The organism is Streptomyces sp. NPDC052682 (assembly GCF_040678435.1).
In the GTDB taxonomy this organism is placed as follows: Bacteria; Actinomycetota; Actinomycetes; order Streptomycetales; family Streptomycetaceae; genus Streptomyces.
In genome coordinates, this window is sequence record NZ_JBFATS010000008.1 from 262632 (window position 1) to 285240 (window position 22609).

Below are 22609 nucleotides of genomic sequence, written 5' to 3' on the forward strand. Positions count from 1 at the left end.
CTGCCCAGTCGCGGCCGGGGGTGGGAGGGGGCAGGCCGGATCACCCGCCCCCTGGCCGTTCTCAGTCCGCGATCGGCAGGTACACGCGGTTGCCCGCGGCCGCGAACTCCTTCGACTTCTGCGCCATGCCCTCCTCGATCTCGGCCTGGCTGCCGCCGTGTTCGCGGCGGATGTCCTGCGAGATCTTCATGCTGCAGAACTTCGGTCCGCACATCGAGCAGAAGTGTGCCGTCTTGGCGGGCTCGGCCGGCAGAGTCTCGTCGTGGAACTCCCGTGCCGTGTCCGGGTCGAGGGCCAGGTTGAACTGGTCCTCCCACCGGAACTCGAAACGGGCGTCGGACAGCGCGTCATCCCACTCCTGGGCGCCCGGGTGGCCCTTGGCGAGATCGGCCGCGTGGGCGGCGATCTTGTAGGTGATGACGCCCGTCTTGACGTCGTCACGGTTGGGCAGGCCCAGGTGCTCCTTGGGCGTGACGTAGCAGAGCATGGCCGTGCCCCACCAGGCGATCATCGCGGCACCGATGCCGGAGGTGATGTGGTCGTACGCCGGCGCGATGTCCGTGGTCAGCGGGCCGAGCGTATAGAACGGAGCTTCATCGCAGATCTCCTGCTGAAGGTCGATGTTCTCCTTGATCTTGTGCATCGGGACGTGGCCCGGGCCTTCGATCATGGTCTGAACGTGGAAACGCTTCGCGATCCGGTTGAGTTCCCCGAGGGTGCGCAGTTCCGCGAACTGCGCCTCGTCGTTGGCGTCCGCGATCGAGCCCGGCCGCAGGCCGTCACCGAGGGAGTAGGTGACGTCGTACGCGGCGAGGATCTCGCAGAGCTCCTCGAAGTTCTCGTACAGGAACGACTCCTTGTGGTGCGCCAGGCACCACGCGGCCATGATCGACCCGCCGCGCGAGACGATGCCGGTCTTGCGGTTGGCGGTGAGCGGCACGTACGCCAGGCGCACACCGGCGTGGACCGTCATGTAGTCCACGCCCTGCTCGGCCTGCTCGATCACCGTGTCCTTGTAGATCTCCCAGGTCAGCTCCTCGGCTTTGCCGTCGACCTTCTCCAGGGCCTGGTAGAGCGGCACGGTGCCGATGGGGACGGGGGAGTTGCGCAGCACCCACTCGCGGGTGGTGTGGATGTTGCGGCCGGTGGACAGGTCCATGACCGTGTCGGCACCCCAGCGGGTCGCCCAGGTCATCTTCTCGACCTCCTCCTCGATGGAGGAGGTCACCGCAGAGTTGCCGATATTGGCGTTGACCTTCACCAGGAACCGCTTGCCGATGATCATCGGCTCGATCTCCGGGTGGTTGACGTTGGCCGGCAGAACCGCCCGGCCCGCCGCGATCTCCTCGCGCACCACTTCCGGAGAGACGTTCTCGCGGAGTGCCACGAACTCCATCTCCGGCGTGATCTCACCCCGCCGTGCGTAGGCGAGCTGGGTGACGGCCTTGCCGTCGCGGCCCCGGCGTGGCTGGCGCGGCCGTCCGGGGAACACTGCGTCGAGGTTGCGCAGGCCGCCGCGTGGCGAGGTGTGCTTGATCCCGTCGTCCTCGGGCCGGACCGGACGGCCCGCGTACTCCTCGGTGTCGCCGCGGGCGATGATCCAGTTCTCCCGCAGCGGCGGCAGGCCCCTGCGGACATCGGTGTCTACGAGCGGATCGGTGTAAGGGCCGGATGTGTCGTACAGCGTGACCGACCGCCCGTTGGTGAGGTGCACCTGACGGACCGGCACCCGCAGGTCGGGGCGAGAGCCCTCGATGTACGCCTTGTGCCAGCCGATGGACTTCCCGGTCTCCCCGTCGGTCCCGTGGGTGGGGATCTGCGTGGAGGCAGGCGTGCGCGCGTCCTTGTTGGTCATGAGACCTACTCCCTACGCCGGCATTACCCGGTAACAGGTTCGGCGGTCGACGCAGCGGTTTCCGTCTGCCGATGTTTCGTGTGAAACATCACTCGGCTCCAGCGACGTTCCACGTGAAACATCGCTGGGACGGAGGTCAGCGCCCTCTCAGCCCGGTGCTCCGAGCTCCCGCGTGTACAAAAGGTGGCTCCACGCTAGCGTCAATTCTGGCGCGGTGAACAGAGGGCCCCCCTCCTTCTTGCGATGATCGGTCGGTGACCACGACGCAGCATCCCCCGTACCCACCGCCCGACCCGCCTCGTGGATCCGGCGCCGGAAACGGCGGCAGGCCCGGGGGCGGGCAGAGAGACGGCCGTGGCATCGCCCGTGCCTTCGGCCACAGGTCCGGGCTGGGGCAGAGACAGGACCAGGGCCAGCGCCTCGGGCCGGAACAGCGTGAAGGCAAGAGCCCAGGCCAGGGCCCTGAGGCCAGGCCTGACCGAGGCGGATATGGCAACGGCGAGGACTGGGGATCCGGTGGCGGCCATAGGCCCGGACCCGGTGATGTTCCCGGGGGCCGTCCCGGTCACGGGTTCGGACCCGGTCCCGGTCACGACCCCGGTGCCGGTGCCACTCAGGAGTTCGGACCCGGTTCCGGTGGTGGTCACGGACCCGGATCCGGTTCCGGTGGCGGTGGAGGTCACGGTTCCGGTGGTGGTCACGACCATCCCCCCGGCCCCGGCCCCGGACCCGGACCCGGCGCGGGCGGCGGTGGCGGCCACAGCCACGCCCACAGTCACGCCCACGGCCCCGCCGCACCCGTCTCCCAGCACCTGCGCAAGGTCATCGCGGCGGTTCTGATCCCGTTCGCCGCGGCGGTGCTGGTCGGTCTCGCCGTCCTGTGGCCGGGCGGCGCCCCGCCGCACGAGCGGACCGGGGTGGGCTTCGACCGGCAGACGCAGGACGCCACGGTCACCAAGGTGATCGAGGTGAGCTGCAGGGACGCCGGCGCCTCGGGCGTGCCCCCGACCGGTGACACCTCCACCGCGGAAGGTTCCTCCGCGGTACAGCAGGAGAAGGGGACCTGCAAGAAGGCCACGATCCGGGTCGACACCGGCAAGGACAAGGGCCGTACGTTCACGGAGATCGTCCAGCCGGACCAGTCACGGCAGTTGCACCAGGGCCAGGAGGTCGTGGTCGCCTACGAGCCCTCCGCGCCCAAGGATCTGCAGTACTCGGTCACCGACATCAACCGCCGCTTCCCCATGGCGCTGCTCGCCGGCATCTTCGCGCTCGCCGTCGTGGTCGTCGGGCGGCTGCGGGGTGTCATGGCGCTGGTGGCGCTGGCCATCAGCTTCCTGGTGCTGAACCTGTTCATCCTGCCCGCGATCCTTCAGGGTTCGAACCCGCTGGTCGTGGCGGTGGTGGGGTCGAGCGCCATCATGCTGATCGCGCTGTACCTGTGCCACGGCCTGTCGGCCCGTACGTCCGTGGCCGTGCTCGGCACCCTCATCTCGCTGCTGCTGATCGGCATCCTCGGGTCGTTGTTCATCGGGTGGGCCGCCCTCACCGGCAACACCGACGACAACACCGGTCTGATCCACGGGCTCTACCCCGGGATCGACATGAGCGGTCTGCTGCTCGCCGGCGTCATCATCGGTTCGCTCGGTGTGCTGGACGACGTGACGGTCACCCAGACGTCCGCGGTCTGGGAGCTGCACGAGGCCAATCCGTCGATGGGCTGGCGCGGTCTGTACCGCGCGGGTATCCGCATCGGCCGGGACCACATCGCGTCCGTCGTCAACACGCTCGTCCTCGCCTACGCGGGCGCGGCGCTGCCACTGCTGCTGCTGTTCTCCATCGCGCAGAGCAGCGTGGGGACGGTCGCCAACAGCGAGCTGGTCGCGGAGGAGATCGTGCGCACGCTGGTCGGCTCCATCGGGCTGGTCGCCTCGGTTCCGGTGACCACGGCCCTGGCGGCGCTGGTGGTCTCGGCCGACCGCCCGGGGCAGTCGCAGGACGTGCCGGAGACCGCCCGTCAGACGGCGGGACGAGGCGGGCGGGGCCGCCGCCGCAAGCACTGACCCCTGGCCCGGCGGGCATATGCCCCGAGCAGAAGCGTTCCCGCGCACCGGGCGACACACGGTGAAGCGTTACATCACCCGATTGCCGTAACGCTTCACCCGGCGCCCTGCTCGGCCAGGATGCGGTCCAGGGCCTCGTCGAGGTGTGCGTCGAAGTCGGCCAGGGAACCCTCTTGGCCCAGCGGCACCAGCTTGTCGGTGCGGTCCAGGAAGGCGACGAGGGGCGCCGTCGACGAGCGGAACAGCGCCTGGTCGCCCCCCACCTGAAGCCTGATCAGAACCTCGCTGAGGTCATCGGGCTCGACGGGCGAGACCCGCACATCGCCCTCGCCGCACGGCCGGCCCACCCCGTCGATCAGCAGCTCCCGGCCGAACGCCCAGGTCACCGGGGCATCGCCGGGCAGATGGAAGGTCAACCGCACCGCGTACGGATCACTGGTCTCGTAACGCAGCTCCACCGGGATGCGGAAGGAGAGCTCCTCCGACACGAGAAAGCTCATCATGACCTCTGCTTGTACGGACTCGCGCATCGCTACCCCGTCATTCGCCGTGAACTGGCCGGGACCGACCCTGACAACATTGCTGGAATCTTGCTGAACGTACACAGCAGATCACAAGGAGTGAGTTTTCAGATACTGATAGAAAGTGCGAGCGAGCCGAGCAGCCGCCCCATCTCGCGCTGCAGCCGCTCCACCGTCGGCAGCAGCCGGTCGGCCTGGTGCACGGGCAGGGAGATGGCCATCGTCGCGGCCGCGTCGCCGACGGTGATGGGGATCGCCGCGCAGACCGTGCCCAGGGCGTACTCCTGGCGCTCGACCACCGGATCCATGCGCGCCAAGCGGTCCAAACGCCGCAGCAAGCTGGGGTTGTCACGCACCGTGTACGGCGTCACCGGCTGCACCGGATAGCGGTCGAGGTGGTCGCGGCGGGCCTCCTCGTCGAGCTGCGAGAGCAGGCACTGACCGACGGCGTGCGCGTGCCCGGTCTCCCGGAAGTCGGCCCACTCCTCGACCGCCGGAGTGGCGGGAGCGTCGGAAACACAGAGCACGTCGATTTCACCCTCGCGGTACACCGCGTAGTACACGGGTACGCCGATCGCCTCGCGCCACCGCGCCAGGAGTTCGACGACGGTGCTGCGACGTTTCTGCCGTGCTCCGCTGCCGCTCAGCCGCTCGGCTGCCTCGCCGAGGAAGAAAAGTCCCTGGTCGCGACGGAGATAGCCCTCGTGCACGAGGGTCCGCAGCAGGTGGTACGTCGTGGGAAGGGCCAGCCCGGTCTCGCGGGCCAGTTGTTTGGCCGGGGCTCCGTGCTCGTGCCGGGCGACGGTCTCCAGCAGGCGCATCGCCCGCTGCACGGATCCGATGAGGGTGCCGGGTGGGGTGGGGTCGGAGGGTGCCGGCGCGTGGGGTTGAACCGGGACCGAGTGGGGGCGGACGGATGCGGTGTTGGCCGTGGCCAAGGGTCACTCCCGAAACACAGGGGGGCGGCCCGTGCGGGGAAACACGGGTGAGGGATGCGCCTCTCGCGGGGACGGTCCCCGCGTCGGGTTCCGGACTTTAACTGTCCGCCACCGCACGGGGACGCCCTGTGCAGGCATCTTCCCTCCCCCGAGGGAACCGGTGATTCCTGTTAACCGCACCGGTTTCCCAGGGGCCTCACCAGTCGCTGCGGGACGACGAACTCGAGGTGAACTTGCGTACGACGTAGATGAGTCCGCCGACGAGAGCCACGAAGACCAGCAGCTTGAAGAGCAGTCCGATGACGAAGCCGACCACGCTGGCGATCAGCCCGCCGAACACGACCAGGGCGATGACCGGCACCGCGACCCACTTCACCCACCACGGCAGTCCCGCGAAGATCTCTCGCATCGCCCTCGTCCTTACCTCTCCGCCCGCCTGAGTGCCGGGTCGTACCAACTGGTTCCATGATCCGGAGAGCGGAGTCCCCGGACGTCCCGCACTCGATGCTAGGGCCGCGACATGGGCGAACGGGGGCCTCGCGCCCCCTGTCCTGCCCTGAACGATCCCCTAGGGAACCCCGAGACGGCGCGTCAGCTCTCGGGAGGAGAGAACACCACCAGGACCCTGAGGTCCTCGCTGATGTGGTGGAACTTGTGGGCGACGCCCGCGGGGACGTACACCACGCTGCCCCGCGCGACCTGGGTCGTCTCCAGGCCGACGGTGATCGAGGCACGGCCGCTGACGACGAAGTACACCTCGTCCTGCTGGTGGGGCTGCTGCGGATCGTGCTCGCCCGCGTCCAGGGCGTACAGGCCGACCGACATGTTGCGCTCCCGCAGGAACTGGAGGTACGCCCCTTCGTTCGCGGCGCGTTCCGCCTCCAGTTCGTCCAGCCGGAATGCCTTCATCCTCTTGTCGCCCTCGCCCCACTGCTCGTCGCCGTTCGCGTCTGCCACGATCAGACACATGAAGAATTTCCTAGTCAAGACGATCGCCAACGCGGGCGCCCTGGCGGTCGCCGTCTGGCTGCTCGACAAGATCACCCTGACCGGTGACAGCACGGGCAAGAAGGCCGGCACGCTGATCATCGTCGCGCTGCTCTTCGGCCTGGTGAACTTCCTGGTCAAGCCGGTGGTGAAGCTGCTGAGCCTGCCGTTGCTCATCCTGACGCTCGGCCTGTTCACCCTGGTGGTGAACGCGCTGATGCTGCTGCTCACCTCCTGGCTGGCGGGCAAGCTGGACCTGAGCTTCCACGTGGAGGGCTTCTGGACGGCCGTCCTGGGCGGCCTGATCATCTCGGTCGTGTCCTGGGCGCTGCACGTCATCCTGCCCGACGGGGACTGAACGCCATGACCTACCGCGTCTGCTTCGTCTGCACCGGCAACATCTGCCGTTCCCCGATGGCCGAAGCCGTCTTCCGCGCGCGCGTGGCGCAGGCCGGGCTCGACGGCCGGGTCGAGATCGACAGCGCCGGCACGGGCGGCTGGCACGAGGGGGAGGACGCCGATCCCCGCACGGTGGCTGTCCTGGAGGCGAACGGTTACGCCCTCGACCACACGGCCCGGCAGTTCCAGCCGTCCTGGTTCGCCCGCCTCGACCTGGTCGTCGCCCTCGACTCCAGCCACTTCAAGGCCCTGCGCGGGCTCGCACCCACCGAGGAAGACGCGCAGAAGGTCCGGCTGCTGCGCTCGTACGATCCCGCCGCCGACGACGACCTCGACGTGCCGGACCCGTACTACGGAGGCAGGGACGGCTTCGACGAGTGCCTGGCGATGGTGGAGGCGGCGAGCACGGGTCTGCTGGCCGCCGTACGCGAGGAAGTGGAGGGACGAGCGGCATGAGCGGTTCCGCTACGGGCGACGCGGGCCGGGACGCGGGCAGCCCGGTGGGGCGCCCCACCGGCACCGGGAGCGAGCTCGGGGACGGCACGCGCGTGGTGCGGGCCGGACTGCCCGAGCCGGTCAAACACGAGCCGACCCTGCCGGGCCCCGTGTTCGCCGCCCATTTCCATCTGCCGGGCGACCCCACCGGCCCGTACACCTACGGCCGCGACGAGAACCCCACCTGGACCCTGCTGGAGCGCGCCATCGGCGAGCTGGAGGCGCCCGGCGCGGACGACGTCGAGACGCTGGTGTTCGCCTCGGGAATGGCCGCGATCTCCTCGGTGCTCTTCTCCCAGCTGCGCGCCGGGGACGCCGTCGTCCTGCCGAGCGACGGCTACCAGGCACTGCCCCTGGCGCGCGCCCAGCTGGAGGCGTACGGCATCGAGGTGCGCACCGCGCCCACCGGCGGGAACGCACAGCTGGACGTCCTCGACGGGGCGCAGCTGCTGTGGATCGAGACGCCGTCGAACCCCGGGCTCGACGTGTGCGACGTGCGGCGGCTCACCGAGGCGGCACACGCGCGTGGTGCCCTGGTCGCCGTCGACAATACCCTCGCCACCCCGCTCGGCCAGCGCCCGCTGGACCTCGGCGCCGACTTCTCGGTGGCCAGCGGCACCAAGCAGCTCACCGGGCACGGCGACCTCCTCCTGGGGTACGTCACCGGGCGCGATGCCGAGGCCATGGCCGCCGTACGCCGCTGGCGCAAGATCGTGGGTGCGATCCCCGGCCCCATGGAGGCCTGGCTCGCCCACCGGTCGATTGCCACGCTCCAGTTGCGTGTCGAGCGGCAGAGCGCCAACGCCCTGGCGCTCGCCGAGGCACTGCGCATGCGGCCCGACGTGACCGGGCTGCGCTATCCAGGGCTGCCCGATGACCCCTCGCACAAGACCGCCTCCCAGCAGATGCGGCGCTACGGGTGCGTGGTGTCCTTCACCCTGCCCACGCGCGCGCGTGCCGACCGTTTCCTTCAAGCCCTGCGGCTGGTCGACGACGCGACGAGCTTCGGCGGGGTGCGGTCCACGGCCGAGCGGCGCGGACGCTGGGGCGGGGACGCGGTGCCGGAAGGTTTCATCCGTTTCTCCGTCGGGGCCGAGGATCCCGCAGACCTGGTGGCCGATGTGCTGCAAGCTCTGGACGCAGCGGCGCAATGACCCCACACGGGCGGTCCGAGCCTCCCCCCTCGTGGCTCGGACCGCCCTCGGTTCTGCGCGCGAAGAACCGCCTCACCAAGGCTAGTTGACTCTCTGTCAGTGTCCAATCACAGTAGCGACAGAGACCTATCGACTTATTTATAGTTGAGCGCGCCCCGGGGGCTGGGGACGGGGCGCGGCGAGGGGAGGGTGTGTGGTGGATCTGGCCTTGCTGCGCACCTTCGTGACCGTGCACCGGGCAGGCTCCTTCACTCGTGCCGCCGCACTGCTCGGCCTCTCCCAGCCGGCCGTCACCGCCCAGATCCGCACCCTGGAGCGACAGCTGGGTCGCCCGTTGTTCTTACGGCAGGCCCGCGGCGTGACCCCGACCACCATCGGCGACGAGTTGGCCCACAAGGCCGCACCGCATCTCGACGCCCTGGTGGAGATAGCCGGGACCGGTCTCGACGACGGCTCCTCCTTGCGGACGCTGCATCTCGCCGGCCCACCGGAGTTCACCGCCGAGCGGGCGCTGCCGGCGCTGACCGAGCTGACCGGCGAGGACGGGCAGCCGTTCGCCCTGCGCGTCTCCTTCGGGAACGCCGAGGAAGCCCTGGAAGGGCTGGCCGCGGGCCATCACGATCTGGCCATCAGCACGGCCCGGCCGCGCGGTGCCCTGCTCACGGCGACCGCCCTTTGCGACGAGGAACATGTCCTGGTCGCCGCCCCGCGCTGGACCGACGAGATCGACACCGGGAAGCTCGACCACCACGGAGCGCCCGCTCTCGAGCAGGTCCCCGTGGTGGAGGTACATGAGTCGCTGCCCTTCGTCTCGCGCTACTGGGCGGCCGTCTTCGACTCCCGCCCGGCCGCTCCGGGCACCGTCATCGTCCCCGACCTGCGCGCCGTTCTCGCCTGCACGGCGGCGGGCGCCGGGCTGGCGGTGCTGCCCCGCTACCTGTGCGCGGAGGCGCTGCAGCGGGGTGACGTCGTCGCCCTGCACGAACCGGCGGTGCCACCGCTGCGGACCTACTTCCTGGTCGTACGCACCGGCACGCTGGCGATGCCCCACATCGCACGCGCCCACGAGTGGCTTCAGCGCGCGGCAGCCGACTGGTGCTGATCGACCGTGCGCAGCTCTCACTCTGGGGGCTCGGCCGGTGACGTTTCGCTATGTTTCACGTGGAACCAGCCGGGCCACATTTCACCCATGACCGTCCGACCCGTGGTCAAGCGCACCGCCCGTGCCGTTCTGCTGGACGGTGACGACCTCATCCTGATCAAACGCACCAAGCCCGGCGTGGACCCCTACTGGGTCACACCCGGTGGCGGGGTCGAGCCGGGTGACCCGACCGTCGTCCACGCCCTGCACCGCGAGGTGTACGAGGAGCTCGGCGCGAAGATCACCGACGTGGTGCCCTGCTTCGTCGACACCGTGGAGCACATCGGTGAGGACGGTGGCGCGACCGGTGTCAAGGTGCAGCACTTCTTTGTCTGCCGCCTGGAGTCCATGGACCCGTCCCTGCGGCACGGCCCGGAGGTGGACGAGCCCGCGGGCGAGTACGAGATCGTGCGCGTGCCCTTCACTCGGGTCGGCATCGCCTCCGTGCATCTCGTCCCGCTGTCCCTGCGTCACTACCTGGACGGCAACATCGAGGGCGTCCGCGCCATGCACGCCCCCGACCTGGGATGATCGCGGGACGGGATCAGCAGGCGCCCACCTCGACGGGCCGGTGTTTCACGTGAAACACAGGGCGGCCCGGCCGGACGCTGTGCCGTGGTACACGACTGGCCAAAAGCTCGCATGTCTCTGCGGAAAGAGGTGGACGTCAAGGGCCCCCGTCCGACAGCCTGACCTGCGTGTCGACTCCTCCCCTCGCTTCTCTGCCCATTCGCCGACTGACGCTTCGGGATCTCGCCGCCTGCGCCGACTCGTCCGAGGACCGGGGGTGGCCACGAGAGGAGCACAAGTGGGGCTTCCTCCTGACGGCCGGGAAGGGCTACGGCATCGACGACCCCGAGGGCGGCCTCGTCAGCGCGTGCGTCGTCACGGAGTACGGCGCGCGGGACCACCCGGCCCTCGCGGCCATCGGTATGGTCCTGGTCGCCGAACGGCATGCCCGCCAGGGGGTGGGCCGCCGGATGCTGCGCCACGTCCTCTCGACGATGGGCACCACACCGCTGGCCCTGCACGCGACTCCCTACGGCCGTCCCCTGTACGAGGAGCTCGGCTTCAAGGTCACGGGCCGGGCGGAGATGGTGTCGGGGCGCTTCACGCCCGGGCGGCTGGAAACGGAGGTGTCCACGCGTCCGGCGACGGCTGAGGACCTGGCCGCGATCCTCCGGCTCGACGAAGAGGTGTTCGGCGCGGACCGCACGCACGTCATCACCCGGCTGCCCGCCTTCGCCGACCAGCTGCGCGTCGCCGAGGACAACGGGCGGCTCATCGGATACGCCGCCGCCTGGCCCAACATGGAGACCCAGGTGGTGGGCCCCCTTATCGCCCGCGACACCTCGACGGCTCAGGCGCTCATCGCCTCGCTCGCCGCCCACACGGACCGCCCCCTGCGCATCGATGTGCGGCACGAGGAGCTGCTGAGCTGGGCCAAGGAGCGTGGCCTGGCGTCCGTCGCTTTCAACGCGGTCATGACGTATGGCAGCCCGGAGCTGCCGGGTGACTGGCGACGGCGGTTCGCACCGGTCACGGTGGCGGCCTGCTGACCCGCTCGGCCATGACGAAGCCGGCTCCCGAGACTGTTCGGGAGCCGGCCTCCGTGCTGGAGGCTGCGTTCAGCCAGCCCCTCAGACCAGGGCATCCACGGCGGCCATGGCGAAGGCGTGGTCCTGCTCCGGCGCACCGCCGCCGACCCCGATCGCTCCGATCAGCCGTCCGTCACGACGCACCGGCACGCCACCCGCGATGAACAGCAGGGGACGGTCGAGCGCGGTGGGCAGGGTGTGGAACAGGCCCCCGGGCTGAACGGCGTCGACGAGGTCGGCGGTGGGCGCGTTCAGCTGGAGGGCGGTGTACGCCTTGCGGGTGCTGGTCTCACCGGAGATCAGCACGGCGCGGTCGTCCCGCCGGAAGGCCAGCAGATGACCGCCGGCGTCCAGCACGGTGACGCTGACCGTGACACCGGCTGCGTCTGCGGCACGGTGCGCGGCGGACACGAGGAGCTCGGCGTCCTGGATGGTCAGCGGGGCGACGGTGGTGGTGCTCATGAGGTGGTTCTCCTAGGGCTGGTGCTGGTTGACGCGGATCGGTGCCGATCCGGAGCCGGTCCGGGGCGGCGACGGCCTTGGCCCCGCGCGTGCCCGGCTCGCGCTTCAGTGGCGGACGGCGGCCTGCGGCTCGGTGGGCACGGAGCCCGTGACGACGGTGCTCGGGGCACTGTCGCGCCGCTCGAGCGCGGCTGAGAGGACGGCGAGGAGCAGGGCGGCAGCGGCCAGGAGGGCACCGACCCAGTTGGGAGCGGTGAAGCCGAGACCCGCCGCGATCACGAGGCCGCCGAGCCAGGCGGACAGCGCGTTGCCGAGGTTGAAGGCGCCGATGTTGACGGCGGAGGCCAGCGTGGGAGCTCCGTGCGCCTGGTCCAGGACCCGCTTCTGCAGCGGTGGGACCGTGGCGAAGCCCAGGGCACCGATCAGGGCGATGGTGACGGCGGCGAGGAGCTTGTTGTGGGCGGTAAAGGTGAAGAGCGCCAGAACGACGGCGAGGCCGCTCAGCGAGACGTACAGCATGGGCATCAGGGCGCGGTCGGCGAACCGGCCGCCGACGAGGTTGCCGCCGACCATGCCGAGCCCGAAGAGGACGAGCAGCCAGGTGACGGAGGCGTCGGCGAAGCCGGCGACGTGGGTCATCATCGGCGCGATGTAGGTGATGGCCGCGAAGACGCCGCCGAAGCCCAGGACGGTCATCGCCATGGCCAGCAGCACCTGGACGTTCTTGAAGGCGGCCAGTTCGTGCCGCAGCCGCACACCCTCCGGCTTGGGCATGTCGGGGACGAGCTTGGCGATACCGGCCAGGCCGATGACGCCGAGCGCGGCGACGATGGTGAAGGTGACACGCCAGCCGACGGACTGCCCGACGAGAGTCCCGAGCGGCACGCCGACGACATTGGCGATCGTCAGTCCGGTGAACATCATCGAGATGGCCCCGGCTTTCTTGTCGGGCGCGACTAGGTCCGCAGCGACCACCGAACCGATCCCGAAGAACGCGCCGTGCGCGAGGGAGGCGACCACCCGGCCGATCAGCATCACGGCGAAGACCGGGGCGACGGCAGAGAGCAGGTTGCCGGCGACGAACAGGCCCATCAGCAGCATGAGCATGCGCTTGCGGGACACCTTGGTACCCAGCACGGTCATCAGCGGGGCGCCGAACATGACACCGAGCGCGTATCCGGTCACCAGGTAACCGGCAGTGGGGATGGAGACCCCGAAGTCGCCCGCGACCTCGGGCAGCAGGCCCATGATCACGAACTCGGTCGTTCCGATGCCGAAGGCCCCGATCGCGAGGGCCAGAAGCGCGAGAGGCATGAAGGGGTACACCTTCCCAAACGATTGCAGGAGCGCTTTTCCTTCGCCGACAATACTTGCAGACGCGGGATAAGTGCAAACGCAGGATATTGCAGCACTGCTCTATCCTTGATGACAGCCGCCCCGGGACGGAGGAAACGCCCATGACAGCGACGGATCCGGCGCTCACTGCCCTCGCCCAGGGCTGGTGCGCCCTCTCCCTGCTCCACGGGAGAATCGAGGCGCACATCGAGCGCGCGCTGCAGTCGAAGCACGACCTGAGCGTGCGCGAGTACTCCCTGCTGGACGTGCTCAGCCGGCAACACGACGGTGAGGGAGGTCATCTGCAGATGAAGCAGGTCGCCGACGCCGTCGTCCTCAGCCAGAGCGCGACCACACGCCTCGTCACTCGTCTCGAGGACCGCGGGCTTCTGGAGCGCTACCTCTGCCCCACCGACCGCCGCGGCATCTACACGAACGTCACCGAGGCGGGCCTGACGCTCCTGGAAGAAGCGCGGCCCACCAATGACACCGCTCTGCGGGAAGCCCTGGACGAGGCCGCCAAGAACCCCGAGCTGGCCCCGCTGGTCCGGGTCGTGGAGACGTTGAAAGCGCCGGTCCCCGCCTAGAGACCGGCCCGCGGTTCCTCGCCCATAGGGTGTGGCCATGGGAGATCTGGAGATACGACCCGCGGTTGCCGACGACGTTCCTGCGATCGTCGGCCTGCTCGCCGACGATCCGCTGGGCGCCCAGCGCGAGACCCCCGACGACCTCACTCCGTACCTTGCGGCGCTGCAGCGTCTCACCGCCGATCCGAACCAGCACCTGGTCGTCGCGGTCCGCGAGGGCCGTGTCGTCGGCACGCTCCAGCTCACCATCGTTCCAGGGCTGTCCCGGCGCGGCGCCACCCGGTCGATCATCGAAGGCGTACGTATCCATGCCGATGAGCGCGGCAGCGGTCTGGGCACCCGGCTCATCCAGTGGGCGATCGATGAATCCCGGCGGCAGGACTGCCGGTTGGTCCAGCTGACCTCCGACAACACACGCACCGATGCCCACCGCTTCTACGAACGGCTCGGCTTCACGGCCTCACACGTGGGCTTCAAACTCGCGTTGTGACAGCCGCAGGGCCATGTTTCACGTGAAACGTGGCCCTGCGTTCCGCTCCCTATCCGATCCCGCGCCACCCCTCGGGATCCACCCCGCCCGGCACGGGCGCTCCCTCGTCGTAGGGCTGGCGGGTGAACACGAACGACCCGAGGTCGAGGTGACTCAGGGACCCGTCCGGCCGCCGTACCGGCTTCAGGATCTCTCCGGCGTAGTAGCCCTCCAGCCCCGTCCAGGTGCCGTCACCGTTGCAACGGAACCGCGAACCGCGGCCCTTGCCGGACAGCGGCTCCAGCACGGCCAGTCCATCGGCCGTCAGCCGCAGAACGAAGCCGTACGTCCCCCAGTACCACTGCCCCACCAGCTCCAGCACCAGCGGGTCGACATCGGCCAGCGGCCGCCAGGGACTGGGGATGCGCGGTTCCGCATCGGCGACGATGCCGACAAGATCGGCCGCGACGGTGAACAAGAGCGGACCCGACGTGCAGTTGGCCAGCACGATCGCCGCCACGTCGTCCGCCACGCTCATCGTGAGACACGCGAGGAAGCCCGGCAGCGATCCCGTGTGTCCGACGAGAGTACGTCCGCCCTGATGCCGGATCTCCATGCCCAGGCAGTACGCGTAGCCGCTCGCCACGTCCGCCACCTCGGCCGGTGCCGCCGGCGTCCTCATCTCCCGCAGCGACTCGGCGCTCAGCACGCGCTCGTCGCCTTGCACGAGGAACGCGGCGAAGCGGGCCAAGTCGCCTGCGGTCGACCAGAGTTGCCCCGCCGGCGCCATCACCCCGAGATCCTCGGCGGGCTCGGGGAGCATCACGTCGGCCCACGGGTGCACCGCCCAGCCGCCCGCATGCGGTGCCTGCGGCCGCACGCTCGTCCGTTCCAGACGCAGGGGTTCGAGCACTTCCCGCCGAAGAACCTCTTCCCACGAGGCGCCGCGTAGCTTCTCGACGAGCGCTCCGAGCAGCGCGTAGCCCGGATTGGAGTAATGGAACCGGCGCCCGGCCGGATGCAGCAGGGGATGCTCGCCGAGGACATCGGAGAGTTCGGGGCGCAGGGATCCTGGGCTGCGCTCCCACCACGGCCCTGGTGTCTCGGCCGCCAGACCTCCCGTGTGGGCGAGCAGGTGGGCGATGGTCGCCTTCCCGGCGCCAGTGCCGGGCAGATGCCTCTCCACCGGGTCATCGAGGTCGATCAGCCCCTCGTCACGCAGCCGCAGCACGAGGACGGCGGTGAACGTCTTGGTGATCGAGCCGATCCGGTACTGGACGTTCTCGTCCGGCCCATGCCCTTCGACACACGTCCGCGCACCCGTCCACACGGTGTTCCCGCCCCGTACGACGGTCGCGACGAGCGAGGGCGCCCGCCCTTCGGCCTGGGCGACGGCGACCCGGTGCAGCAGTGCGCGACGGGTGCCGGGGAGCAGCTCTTCCTGAGGTGTTGTCACAGGGATCAGTCCACCTTCCCCGCCACCCCACGTCGAGCGCATTTCGGCCGCGAGCCGGCACACCGCCGAGGTGTGCCGCCGCACTCGCCACGCCACGGCAAGTCAGGTCTGGGCCATGTCCACGAACCGCGAGTAGTGCCCCTGGAAGGCGACCGTGATGGTTGCCGTCGGCCCGTTTCGGTGCTTGGCCACGATCAGGTCGGCCTCGCCGGCACGCGGCGACTCCTTCTCGTAGGCGTCCTCGCGGTGCAGCAGGATGACCATGTCGGCGTCCTGCTCGATGGAGCCGGACTCACGCAGGTCGGAGACCATCGGCTTCTTGTCGGTGCGCTGCTCGGGACCACGGTTGAGCTGCGACAGCGCGATGACCGGGATCTCCAGCTCCTTGGCCAGCAGCTTGAGGTTACGGGACATGTCCGAGACCTCCTGCTGACGGCTCTCGGCGCGCTTGGAGCCGCCGGACTGCATCAGCTGCAGGTAGTCGATGACCACCAGCTTGAGGTCGTTGCGCTGCTTCAGACGACGGCACTTGGCGCGGATCTCCATCATCGACAGGTTCGGGGAGTCGTCGATGTAGAGCGGGGCGGCCGAGACATCCGGCATCCGGCGGGCCAGGCGCGTCCAGTCCTCGTCGGTCATCGTGCCCGAGCGCATGTGGTGCAGGGCGACGCGGGCCTCGGCGGACAACAGGCGCATCGCGATCTCGTTGCGGCCCATCTCGAGCGAGAAGATGACGCTCGGCAGGTTGTGCTTGATGGACGCCGCCCGGGCGAAGTCCAGCGCGAGGGTGGACTTACCCATGGCGGGACGCGCGGCGATGACGATCATCTGCCCCGGGTGCAGGCCGTTGGTGAGCGAGTCGAAGTCGGTGAAGCCCGTGGGCACCCCGGTCATCTCGCCGCTGCGCGAGCCGATCGCCTCGATCTCGTCGAGCGCGCCCTCCATGATGTCGCCCAGCGGCAGGTAGTCCTCGCTCGTGCGCTGCTCGGTGACCGCGTAGATCTCCGCCTGGGCGCGGTTGACGATCTCGTCGACGTCGTCGTCGGCCGCGTATCCCATCTGCGTGATGCGGGTACCGGCCTCGACCAGGCGTCGCAGGATGGCGCGCTCGTGGACGATCTCCGCGTAGTACGCCGCGTTGGCGGCCGTCGGCACGGTCTGCACAAGGGTGTGCAGATACGCCGCTCCGCCGACCTTGTTGATCTCGCCGCGCTTGGTGAGCTCGGCGGCGATCGTGATGGGGTCGGCCGGCTCTCCCTTCGCGTAGACGTCGAGGATGGCCTGGTAGATCGTCTCGTGGGCCGGCTTGTAGAAGTCGTGGCCCTTGAGGACCTCGACGACGTCCGCGATGGCGTCCTTGGACAGCAGCATGCCGCCCAGCACCGACTGCTCGGCCTCCAGGTCCTGGGGCGGGACACGCTCGAACGAGGGGCCCGAGCCGTCCCACGCCCCGCTGTCCCGGCCGCGGTCGTGCTGTTCGTCACGGCCCCGGACGCCGTCACCGCGCCGGCGGGAGGCGGGCAGACGATCGCTGGGACCGCTGTCGGCCCACGGATCGTCCAAGGGCTCGGAAATGCTCACCGAGCCACCTCCTCCCGTCCGCCGAGCGGACCTCACCGTGCCCCTCCTTTGTAGGGCACGGCACTGACAACTAAGAGACCCAACTCCGGTTACGGCGCGCCGGTTTTGCGTGGATTCGCGAACCGGCGGACGGAGCAGGCGCCGGACCACCGTAGGCCCGTCTGCACCGTCAGCCAATCCGGTTATCCACAGGCCATGTGGACGACAGGCCCAATGCTGTGGAGAACTCCGCGAAACCTGTGCACGACCCGGTGGACAGGCCTGTGAACAAGCCCCCAATCTCTCCCACCAACAGGCTTTGACCTGCTGCTTTGCCATCCACGGGCTGTGCAGAAGAAAAACTTCTCCGCTCGGGCCAAGATCGCCGACGACCGCACACACGCGTGCGGACCACCCTGAGCCAAGTAAGGGTCACAAAAGCTTTGCATCACTTACCTGTGGACGATTAGATTGGTGCACATGACACAGGCCCCCGCGCGTCCCCGAGCGGCCCGCCGCCAGCACGACCGAGAGATCGTCGCGCTGGCGCTCCCGGCCTTCGGCGCCCTCGTCGTCGAGCCTCTCTTCCTCATGGCCGACACGGCGATCGTCGGCCACCTCGGCACCGCCCAGCTCGCCGGACTCGGCGTCGCCTCTGCCCTGCTGACCACGGCCGTCAGCATCTTCGTCTTCCTGGCCTACGCCACCACCGCGGCCGTCGCCCGCCGGGTCGGAGCGGGTGACCTGCAGGCCGCCATCCGCCAGGGCATGGACGGCATCTGGCTGGCTTTGCTGCTCGGCGCCACCGTCATCGCCGCCGTCCTGCCCACCGCTCCCGCCCTGGTGGACCTCTTCGGCGCCTCGGACACAGCTGCTCCGTACGCGACCACCTACCTACGGATCTCCGCACTGGGCATACCGGCCATGCTGGTCGTGCTCGCCGCGACCGGTGTGCTGCGGGGCCTGCAGGACACCAAGACGCCGCTCTATGTCGCCGTCGCCGGCTTCGTCGCCAACGCCGCTCTCAACGCGGGACTGGTCTATGGCGCCGGCCTCGGCATCGCCGGATCGGCCTGGGGCACCGTCATCGCTCAGTGCGGCATGGCCGCGGCCTACCTGGCGGTGGTACTGCGCGGCGCCCGCAGACACGGTGCCTCCCTGCGTCCCGACGCCGCCGGCATCCGGGCTTCCGCGCAAGCCGGTGCACCCCTGCTGGTACGGACACTCTCGCTGCGCGCGATCCTGCTGATCGCCACCGCCGTCGCGGCCCGCCTTGGTGATGCCGACATCGCGGCCCACCAGATCATCCTCACCTTGTGGACGCTGCTCGCCTTCGCTCTGGACGCCATCGCCATCGCCGGACAGGCCATCATCGGCCGCTACCTCGGGGCGGGCGACACCCAGGGTGCCCGCGATGTGTGCCGACGGATGGTGGAGTGGGGCATCGCGGTCGGCGTCGTCCTCGGTGTGCTGGTGATCGCCACCCGGCCGGCGTTCCTCCCCCTGTTCACCAGTGACTCGGCGGTCAAGGACGCCGCGCTGCCCGCCCTGGTGATCGTGGCGGTCTCTCAGCCGATCTCCGGCATCGTCTTCGTCCTCGACGGAGTCCTGATGGGAGCGGGCGATGGACCGTATCTCGCCTGGGCGATGCTGCTGACCCTGGTGGTGTTCACCCCGGTCGCCCTGCTCGTCCCTGCTGTCGGCGGCGGGCTCACCGCGCTGTGGGGTGCCATGACGCTGATGATGACCGTGCGGATGCTCACCTTGTGGCTCCGGGCCCGTTCGGGCCGCTGGCTCGTCACGGGCGCGACACGGTGACCGTTTCACGTGAAACATGCGGAAGGGGCCGCACCCCACAAGGTGCGGCCCCTCTCACTGCTCCAGCGAGCGCGGCACTCAGGCAGCGACAACCTCGATGTTGACCTTGGCGGCAACCTCGGGGTGCAGACGCACGGACGTCTCGTGAGCGCCCAGCGTCTTGATCGGCGCGGCGACCTCGATGCGACGCTTGTCGACCTCCGGGCCACCGGCAGCCTTGATCGCCGAGGCGATGTCGGCCTGGGTGACGGAACCGAAGAGACGACCGGCGTCGCCGGCGCGGACGGCCAGGCGGACCTTGACGCCCTCGAGCTGGGCCTTCACCTGGTTGGCCTGCTCGATGGTCTGGATCTCGTGGATCTTGCGAGCACGACGGATCTGCTCGACGTCCTTCTCGCCGCCCTTGGTCCAGCGGATCGCGAACTTCCGCGGGATCAGGTAGTTACGGGCGTAACCGTCCTTGACGTCGACGACGTCGCCCGCAGCGCCGAGGCCGGTGACCTCGTGGGTGAGGATGATCTTCATGAGTCGGTCACCCTTCCCTTAGCGCGCGGTGGAGGTGTAGGGCAGCAGCGCCATCTCACGGCTGTTCTTCACAGCCGTGGCGACGTCACGCTGGTGCTGCGTGCAGTTGCCGGTCACGCGGCGGGCACGGATCTTGCCGCGGTCGGAAATGAACTTCCGCAGCATGTTCGTGTCCTTGTAGTCCACGTACGTGACCTTGTCCTTGCAGAACGCGCAGACCTTCTTCTTAGGCTTGCGCACAGGCGGCTTCGCCATGGTGTTTCTCCTGTGTGATCAAGAAGTGTGGGTACGACCCGCCCTTGACCCGGCCGGGCCCGAAGGCCTGGCGCGAGGGCCTAGAAGGGGGGCTCGTCCGAGTAGCCGCCACCGCCGCCGGAGCCACCGCCCCAGCCGCCGCCACCCTGGCCGCCACCGGCGGGAGCGCCGGTCGCCCACGGGTCGTCGGCCGGAGCGCTGCCGCCCGGCTGGCCGCCACCGGGGCCGCCGCCCCAGCCGCCGCCACCCTGGCCGCCACCGCCGCCGTAACCGCCCTGGCCACCGCGGCCGGCGGTCTTGGTGACCTTGGCCGTGGCGTTGCGCAGGCTGGGGCCGACTTCCTCGACGTCCAGCTCGTAGACCGTGCGCTTGACGCCCTCACGGTCCTCGTAGGACCGCTGCTTCAGCCGGCCCTGCACGATGACGCGCATGCCTCGCTGAAGCGACTCGGCGACGTTCTCCGCCGCCTGACGCCAGACCGAGCAGGTCAGGAACAGGCTCTCGCCGTCCTTCCACTCGTTCGTCTGGCGGTCGAAGGTGCGGGGAGTGGACGCGACACGGAACTTCGCGACCGCCGCACCGGAGGGGGTGAAGCGCAGCTCGGGGTCATCGACAAGATTGCCGATGACCGTGATGACGGTCTCGCCTGCCATGGGGGAACCTCTCGGCGGGTTTGCTGCTGGCTGCTGGGTGCTGCTACTCGAATCCCGGGATCAGCTGAGCGGAAGAGCTCAGTGGGTCTCGGGACGGAGGACCTTGGTCCGGAGGACCGACTCGTTCAGGTTCATCTGGCGGTCGAGCTCCTTGACGACCGCAGGCTCGGCCTGCAGGTCGATGACCGAGTAGATGCCCTCGGGCTTCTTCTTGATCTCGTACGCGAGACGACGACGGCCCCAGGTGTCGACCTTCTCGACCTTTCCGCCACCGTCACGGACGACAGAAAGGAAGTTCTCGATCAGCGGGGAGACAGCGCGCTCCTCGAGATCGGGGTCGAGGATGACCATCACCTCGTAGTGACGCATGTGGAACCCACCTCCTTTGGACTCAACGGCCACGGTCGTTCCGTGGCAGGAGGGTTGTGATGCGTACGCAACGGTGCCTGTCAGTCAATCAGCCGCCACTGACAATCGGGTCGGGCGGCGGTTTCCCCAGGTCGCCGGGACGGATCCTGGCATGTTCCTGGCTCTGCGTGGGCAGACACCGGTGCAGACGGTACAGAGTACCCGCACAGCGGCTTCCGGTTGAAATCCGGCCGCGTGGGCGGCCAATCTGTACACATCGGGTGTGTATGGCGCTACGATCCGCCGCCTTTCGCAGGAGGTGCCCTATGGCACAGGCAATGCGACCCAACACCGTCGGAGGCCTCTTCGCCACGGACGGCAAGCCCCACCCCCTCCAGGACACGCTGCTCGCGGTGACCCTCCTGCTGGGGATCATGTCGTTCGTCACGGCGCTCGTCGACGACGACCTGCACCTGCTGAGCTCGTGGACCGGCCTGCTGGGGATCCTCACGGGCGCGTACGGCCAGTGGATCTCCGAGACCACCCGCGAACGTTTCTTCCTGATCCTCGGTCTCGGCGCCGCAGGAGTCGGCTTCTTCCTCGGCATGGCGCACGGCGGCCTCTTCGGTGGGCTCATCGACTGACGCCACGGACACCATCCCGTCACGAACACCGCACAACGCCCGCCCCGGCCACCGGCCCGGGGCGAAGGACACGTACGCCCAACCGGGGCGCGCACAAGGCGCAGTAGGCTTCGGCGCTAGAGCCGGAGCCCCTGTACCCATGGGGACACACCAGCCCGAGGAGCGCCCCGAATGAGCCTGACCCTGAGGACCATCAGTCGCGAGCAGCATCTGGCATACATCCAGAGCCTGCCGTCGGCGAGTCACATGCAGGTCCCGGCCTGGGCGGATGTGAAGGCGGAGTGGCGCTCGGAGAACCTCGGCTGGTTCGACGACCGGACCGGCGAGCTGGTCGGCGCCGGCCTGGTGCTCTACCGGCAGCTGCCCAAGATCAAGCGCTACCTCGCCTACCTGCCCGAGGGCCCGGTCATCAACTGGTTCGCGCCGAACCTCCAGGAGTGGATCGAGCCGATGCTGGCGCACCTGAAGCAGCAGGGCGCCTTCTCCGTGAAGATGGGCCCGCCGGTGGTCATCCGGCGCTGGAACGCCGACACCATCAAGAAGGGCATCCAGGACCCGGACGTGAAGCGGCTGCGCGACCTGGAGGCCGACTTCATCGAGCCGCGCGCCTTCGAGGTCGCCGACAAGCTGCGCCGCATGGGCTGGCAGCAGGGCGAGGACGGCGGTGCCGGCTTCGGCGACGTCCAGCCCCGCTACGTCTTCCAGGTGCCGCTGGCCAACCGCTCCCTGGAAGAGGTCCACAAGAACTTCAACCAGCTGTGGCGCCGCAACATCAAGAAGGCCGAGAAGGCCGGCGTCGAGGTCGTCCAGGGCGGCTACCACGACCTGCCCGAGTGGCAGCGGCTGTACGAGATCACGGCCGTGCGCGACCACTTCCGGCCCCGCCCGCTGTCGTACTTCCAGCGCATGTGGACCGCCCTCAACACCGAGGACCCCAACCGCATGCGGCTGTACTTCGCCCGCCACAACGGCGTGAACCTGGCCGCCGCCACCATGCTGATCGTCGGCGGGCACGTCTGGTACTCCTACGGTGCCTCCGACAACATCGGCCGCGAGGTCCGGCCCTCCAACGCCATGCAGTGGCGCATGCTGCGCGACGCCTACGCCCTCGGCGCGACCGTGTACGACCTGCGCGGCATCTCCGACTCGCTGGACGAGACCGACCACCTCTTCGGCCTGATCCAGTTCAAGGTGGGCACGGGCGGTCAGGCCGCCGAGTACCTCGGTGAATGGGACTTCCCGCTGAACAAGCTGCTCCACAAGGCACTCGACATCTACATGTCGCGCCGCTGAGCCCTCACCTTCGCTCTCCCCTCATAGACCGCTAAGACCAGAAAGGTTCCAGG

General features: G+C 69.2%; 24 protein-coding genes, 1 pseudogene and 1 riboswitch. Of the genes and pseudogenes, 12 read left to right on the forward strand and 13 right to left on the reverse strand.

Going from position 1 to position 22609, the window contains the following annotated elements; genetic code table 11:
• Positions 1-61: 61 nt before the first annotated feature.
• Positions 62-1855 carry a phosphomethylpyrimidine synthase ThiC gene (thiC, locus tag AB0K80_RS15265; RefSeq protein WP_365669559.1) on the reverse strand — a complete coding sequence of 598 codons (1794 nt, stop codon included), beginning with the start codon at positions 1853-1855 and terminating at the stop codon, positions 62-64.
• Positions 1848-2037, reverse strand: a riboswitch (TPP riboswitch). Its footprint overlaps the gene before it by 8 nt.
• Before the next feature lie 489 nt (positions 2038-2526).
• Between thiC and AB0K80_RS15270 the strand changes: the two are divergent.
• Positions 2527-3918, forward strand: a pseudogene (locus AB0K80_RS15270) (YibE/F family protein); the annotation flags it as partial.
• A 95-nt stretch (positions 3919-4013) separates the two neighbouring features.
• On the opposite strand, the gene AB0K80_RS15275 reads toward AB0K80_RS15270, so the two are convergent.
• The 4 genes from AB0K80_RS15275 to AB0K80_RS15290 all read right to left on the reverse strand — a co-directional run bounded on the left by AB0K80_RS15275 (position 4014) and on the right by AB0K80_RS15290 (position 6286).
• Positions 4014-4448, reverse strand: coding sequence for an SsgA family sporulation/cell division regulator (locus AB0K80_RS15275; protein WP_365669560.1), 435 nt, complete (start codon positions 4446-4448; stop codon positions 4014-4016).
• A 98-nt stretch (positions 4449-4546) separates the two neighbouring features.
• Complete coding sequence (locus AB0K80_RS15280) at positions 4547-5272, reverse strand: IclR family transcriptional regulator C-terminal domain-containing protein (RefSeq protein ID WP_365669562.1); 726 nt, start codon at positions 5270-5272, stop codon at positions 4547-4549.
• Between the two features lie 301 nt (positions 5273-5573).
• The gene (locus AB0K80_RS15285; RefSeq protein WP_333931721.1) at positions 5574-5786 is read right to left on the reverse strand and encodes a DUF5326 family protein; all 213 of its coding nucleotides are present in this window, start codon (positions 5784-5786) and stop codon (positions 5574-5576) included.
• Between the two features lie 182 nt (positions 5787-5968).
• Positions 5969-6286 carry a cupin domain-containing protein gene (locus AB0K80_RS15290; RefSeq protein WP_365669721.1) on the reverse strand — a complete coding sequence of 106 codons (318 nt, stop codon included), beginning with the start codon at positions 6284-6286 and terminating at the stop codon, positions 5969-5971.
• Between the two features lie 58 nt (positions 6287-6344).
• On the opposite strand from AB0K80_RS15290, the gene AB0K80_RS15295 reads away from it, so the two are divergent.
• From AB0K80_RS15295 to AB0K80_RS15320, 6 genes are all read left to right on the forward strand, one after another.
• Positions 6345-6722: a phage holin family protein gene (locus tag AB0K80_RS15295; protein WP_365669564.1), complete on the forward strand. Its 378-nt coding sequence runs from the start codon at positions 6345-6347 to the stop codon at positions 6720-6722.
• A gap of 5 nt (positions 6723-6727) precedes the next feature.
• The gene (locus AB0K80_RS15300) at positions 6728-7219 is read left to right on the forward strand and encodes a low molecular weight protein-tyrosine-phosphatase (protein WP_365669566.1); all 492 of its coding nucleotides are present in this window, start codon (positions 6728-6730) and stop codon (positions 7217-7219) included.
• Complete coding sequence (locus AB0K80_RS15305) at positions 7216-8412, forward strand: cystathionine gamma-lyase (protein ID WP_365669568.1); 1197 nt, start codon at positions 7216-7218, stop codon at positions 8410-8412. Before AB0K80_RS15300 ends, AB0K80_RS15305 begins: the two co-directional genes overlap by 4 nt.
• 196 nt (positions 8413-8608) lie before the next feature.
• Positions 8609-9514, forward strand: coding sequence for a LysR family transcriptional regulator (locus tag AB0K80_RS15310; RefSeq protein ID WP_365669570.1), 906 nt, complete (start codon positions 8609-8611; stop codon positions 9512-9514).
• Between the two features lie 87 nt (positions 9515-9601).
• Complete coding sequence (locus AB0K80_RS15315; RefSeq protein WP_224736534.1) at positions 9602-10084, forward strand: NUDIX hydrolase; 483 nt, start codon at positions 9602-9604, stop codon at positions 10082-10084.
• A gap of 167 nt (positions 10085-10251) precedes the next feature.
• Complete coding sequence (locus AB0K80_RS15320; protein WP_365669572.1) at positions 10252-11112, forward strand: GNAT family N-acetyltransferase; 861 nt, start codon at positions 10252-10254, stop codon at positions 11110-11112.
• Between the two features lie 81 nt (positions 11113-11193).
• Here AB0K80_RS15320 and AB0K80_RS15325 read toward each other — a convergent pair whose 3' ends face one another.
• Both AB0K80_RS15325 and AB0K80_RS15330 read right to left on the reverse strand, forming a co-directional pair.
• The gene (locus tag AB0K80_RS15325; protein WP_365669574.1) at positions 11194-11613 is read right to left on the reverse strand and encodes a heme-binding protein; all 420 of its coding nucleotides are present in this window, start codon (positions 11611-11613) and stop codon (positions 11194-11196) included.
• 105 nt (positions 11614-11718) lie between these two features.
• Entirely contained in the window at positions 11719-12927 is a 1209-nt protein-coding gene (locus tag AB0K80_RS15330; RefSeq protein WP_365669576.1) for an MFS transporter, read from the reverse strand.
• 143 nt (positions 12928-13070) lie between these two features.
• On the opposite strand from AB0K80_RS15330, the gene AB0K80_RS15335 reads away from it, so the two are divergent.
• The gene (locus AB0K80_RS15335) at positions 13071-13535 is read left to right on the forward strand and encodes a MarR family transcriptional regulator (RefSeq protein ID WP_365669578.1); all 465 of its coding nucleotides are present in this window, start codon (positions 13071-13073) and stop codon (positions 13533-13535) included.
• Between the two features lie 37 nt (positions 13536-13572).
• Positions 13573-14025: a GNAT family N-acetyltransferase gene (locus tag AB0K80_RS15340; RefSeq protein WP_365669580.1), complete on the forward strand. Its 453-nt coding sequence runs from the start codon at positions 13573-13575 to the stop codon at positions 14023-14025.
• A gap of 49 nt (positions 14026-14074) precedes the next feature.
• Here the strand turns inward: AB0K80_RS15340 and AB0K80_RS15345 are convergent, their stop codons facing one another.
• Together AB0K80_RS15345 and dnaB are read right to left on the reverse strand one after the other, a co-directional pair.
• Entirely contained in the window at positions 14075-15460 is a 1386-nt protein-coding gene (locus tag AB0K80_RS15345) for a serine hydrolase domain-containing protein (RefSeq protein WP_365669582.1), read from the reverse strand.
• A gap of 102 nt (positions 15461-15562) precedes the next feature.
• Complete coding sequence (gene dnaB / locus AB0K80_RS15350) at positions 15563-17041, reverse strand: replicative DNA helicase (RefSeq protein ID WP_365669585.1); 1479 nt, start codon at positions 17039-17041, stop codon at positions 15563-15565.
• A 459-nt stretch (positions 17042-17500) separates the two neighbouring features.
• Here dnaB and AB0K80_RS15355 point away from each other — a divergent pair, with 459 nt between their 5' ends.
• A complete protein-coding gene (locus AB0K80_RS15355; RefSeq protein ID WP_365669587.1) occupies positions 17501-18838 on the forward strand; it encodes an MATE family efflux transporter in 1338 nt (445 codons plus the stop codon).
• A gap of 78 nt (positions 18839-18916) precedes the next feature.
• On the opposite strand, the gene rplI is transcribed toward AB0K80_RS15355, so the two are convergent.
• From rplI to rpsF, 4 genes are all read right to left on the reverse strand, one after another.
• Positions 18917-19363, reverse strand: a complete 447-nt coding sequence (gene rplI / locus AB0K80_RS15360) for a 50S ribosomal protein L9 (protein WP_358784575.1) — start codon at positions 19361-19363, stop codon at positions 18917-18919.
• An 18-nt stretch (positions 19364-19381) separates the two neighbouring features.
• Positions 19382-19618 carry a 30S ribosomal protein S18 gene (gene rpsR, locus AB0K80_RS15365; RefSeq protein ID WP_003949403.1) on the reverse strand — a complete coding sequence of 79 codons (237 nt, stop codon included), beginning with the start codon at positions 19616-19618 and terminating at the stop codon, positions 19382-19384.
• Between the two features lie 80 nt (positions 19619-19698).
• Positions 19699-20271: a single-stranded DNA-binding protein gene (locus AB0K80_RS15370; protein ID WP_365669589.1), complete on the reverse strand. Its 573-nt coding sequence runs from the start codon at positions 20269-20271 to the stop codon at positions 19699-19701.
• A gap of 78 nt (positions 20272-20349) precedes the next feature.
• A complete protein-coding gene (rpsF, locus tag AB0K80_RS15375; RefSeq protein WP_014673750.1) occupies positions 20350-20640 on the reverse strand; it encodes a 30S ribosomal protein S6 in 291 nt (96 codons plus the stop codon).
• Between the two features lie 305 nt (positions 20641-20945).
• Here rpsF and AB0K80_RS15380 point away from each other — a divergent pair, with 305 nt between their 5' ends.
• On the forward strand, positions 20946-21263 hold the full coding sequence (locus AB0K80_RS15380; RefSeq protein WP_365669591.1) for a hypothetical protein: 318 nt from the start codon (positions 20946-20948) through the stop codon (positions 21261-21263).
• 171 nt (positions 21264-21434) lie between these two features.
• Entirely contained in the window at positions 21435-22556 is a 1122-nt protein-coding gene (gene femX / locus AB0K80_RS15385; RefSeq protein ID WP_365669593.1) for a peptidoglycan bridge formation glycyltransferase FemX, read from the forward strand.
• Positions 22557-22609: the final 53 nt, after the last annotated feature.

Coding starts and splice junctions, on each gene's coding strand:
- thiC (WP_365669559.1), bottom strand. CDS start 1,855: ATGACCAACAAGGACGCGCGCACGCCTGCCTCCACGCAGATCCCCACC.
- AB0K80_RS15275 (WP_365669560.1), bottom strand. CDS start 4,448: ATGCGCGAGTCCGTACAAGCAGAGGTCATGATGAGCTTTCTCGTGTCG.
- AB0K80_RS15285 (WP_333931721.1), bottom strand. CDS start 5,786: ATGCGAGAGATCTTCGCGGGACTGCCGTGGTGGGTGAAGTGGGTCGCG.
- AB0K80_RS15290 (WP_365669721.1), bottom strand. CDS start 6,286: ATGAAGGCATTCCGGCTGGACGAACTGGAGGCGGAACGCGCCGCGAAC.
- AB0K80_RS15295 (WP_365669564.1), top strand. CDS start 6,345: ATGAAGAATTTCCTAGTCAAGACGATCGCCAACGCGGGCGCCCTGGCG.
- AB0K80_RS15300 (WP_365669566.1), top strand. CDS start 6,728: ATGACCTACCGCGTCTGCTTCGTCTGCACCGGCAACATCTGCCGTTCC.
- AB0K80_RS15305 (WP_365669568.1), top strand. CDS start 7,216: ATGAGCGGTTCCGCTACGGGCGACGCGGGCCGGGACGCGGGCAGCCCG.
- AB0K80_RS15315 (WP_224736534.1), top strand. CDS start 9,602: ATGACCGTCCGACCCGTGGTCAAGCGCACCGCCCGTGCCGTTCTGCTG.
- AB0K80_RS15325 (WP_365669574.1), bottom strand. CDS start 11,613: ATGAGCACCACCACCGTCGCCCCGCTGACCATCCAGGACGCCGAGCTC.
- AB0K80_RS15330 (WP_365669576.1), bottom strand. CDS start 12,927: ATGCCTCTCGCGCTTCTGGCCCTCGCGATCGGGGCCTTCGGCATCGGA.
- AB0K80_RS15335 (WP_365669578.1), top strand. CDS start 13,071: ATGACAGCGACGGATCCGGCGCTCACTGCCCTCGCCCAGGGCTGGTGC.
- AB0K80_RS15340 (WP_365669580.1), top strand. CDS start 13,573: ATGGGAGATCTGGAGATACGACCCGCGGTTGCCGACGACGTTCCTGCG.
- AB0K80_RS15355 (WP_365669587.1), top strand. CDS start 17,501: ATGACACAGGCCCCCGCGCGTCCCCGAGCGGCCCGCCGCCAGCACGAC.
- rplI (WP_358784575.1), bottom strand. CDS start 19,363: ATGAAGATCATCCTCACCCACGAGGTCACCGGCCTCGGCGCTGCGGGC.
- rpsR (WP_003949403.1), bottom strand. CDS start 19,618: ATGGCGAAGCCGCCTGTGCGCAAGCCTAAGAAGAAGGTCTGCGCGTTC.
- AB0K80_RS15370 (WP_365669589.1), bottom strand. CDS start 20,271: ATGGCAGGCGAGACCGTCATCACGGTCATCGGCAATCTTGTCGATGAC.
- rpsF (WP_014673750.1), bottom strand. CDS start 20,640: ATGCGTCACTACGAGGTGATGGTCATCCTCGACCCCGATCTCGAGGAG.
- AB0K80_RS15380 (WP_365669591.1), top strand. CDS start 20,946: ATGGCACAGGCAATGCGACCCAACACCGTCGGAGGCCTCTTCGCCACG.
- femX (WP_365669593.1), top strand. CDS start 21,435: ATGAGCCTGACCCTGAGGACCATCAGTCGCGAGCAGCATCTGGCATAC.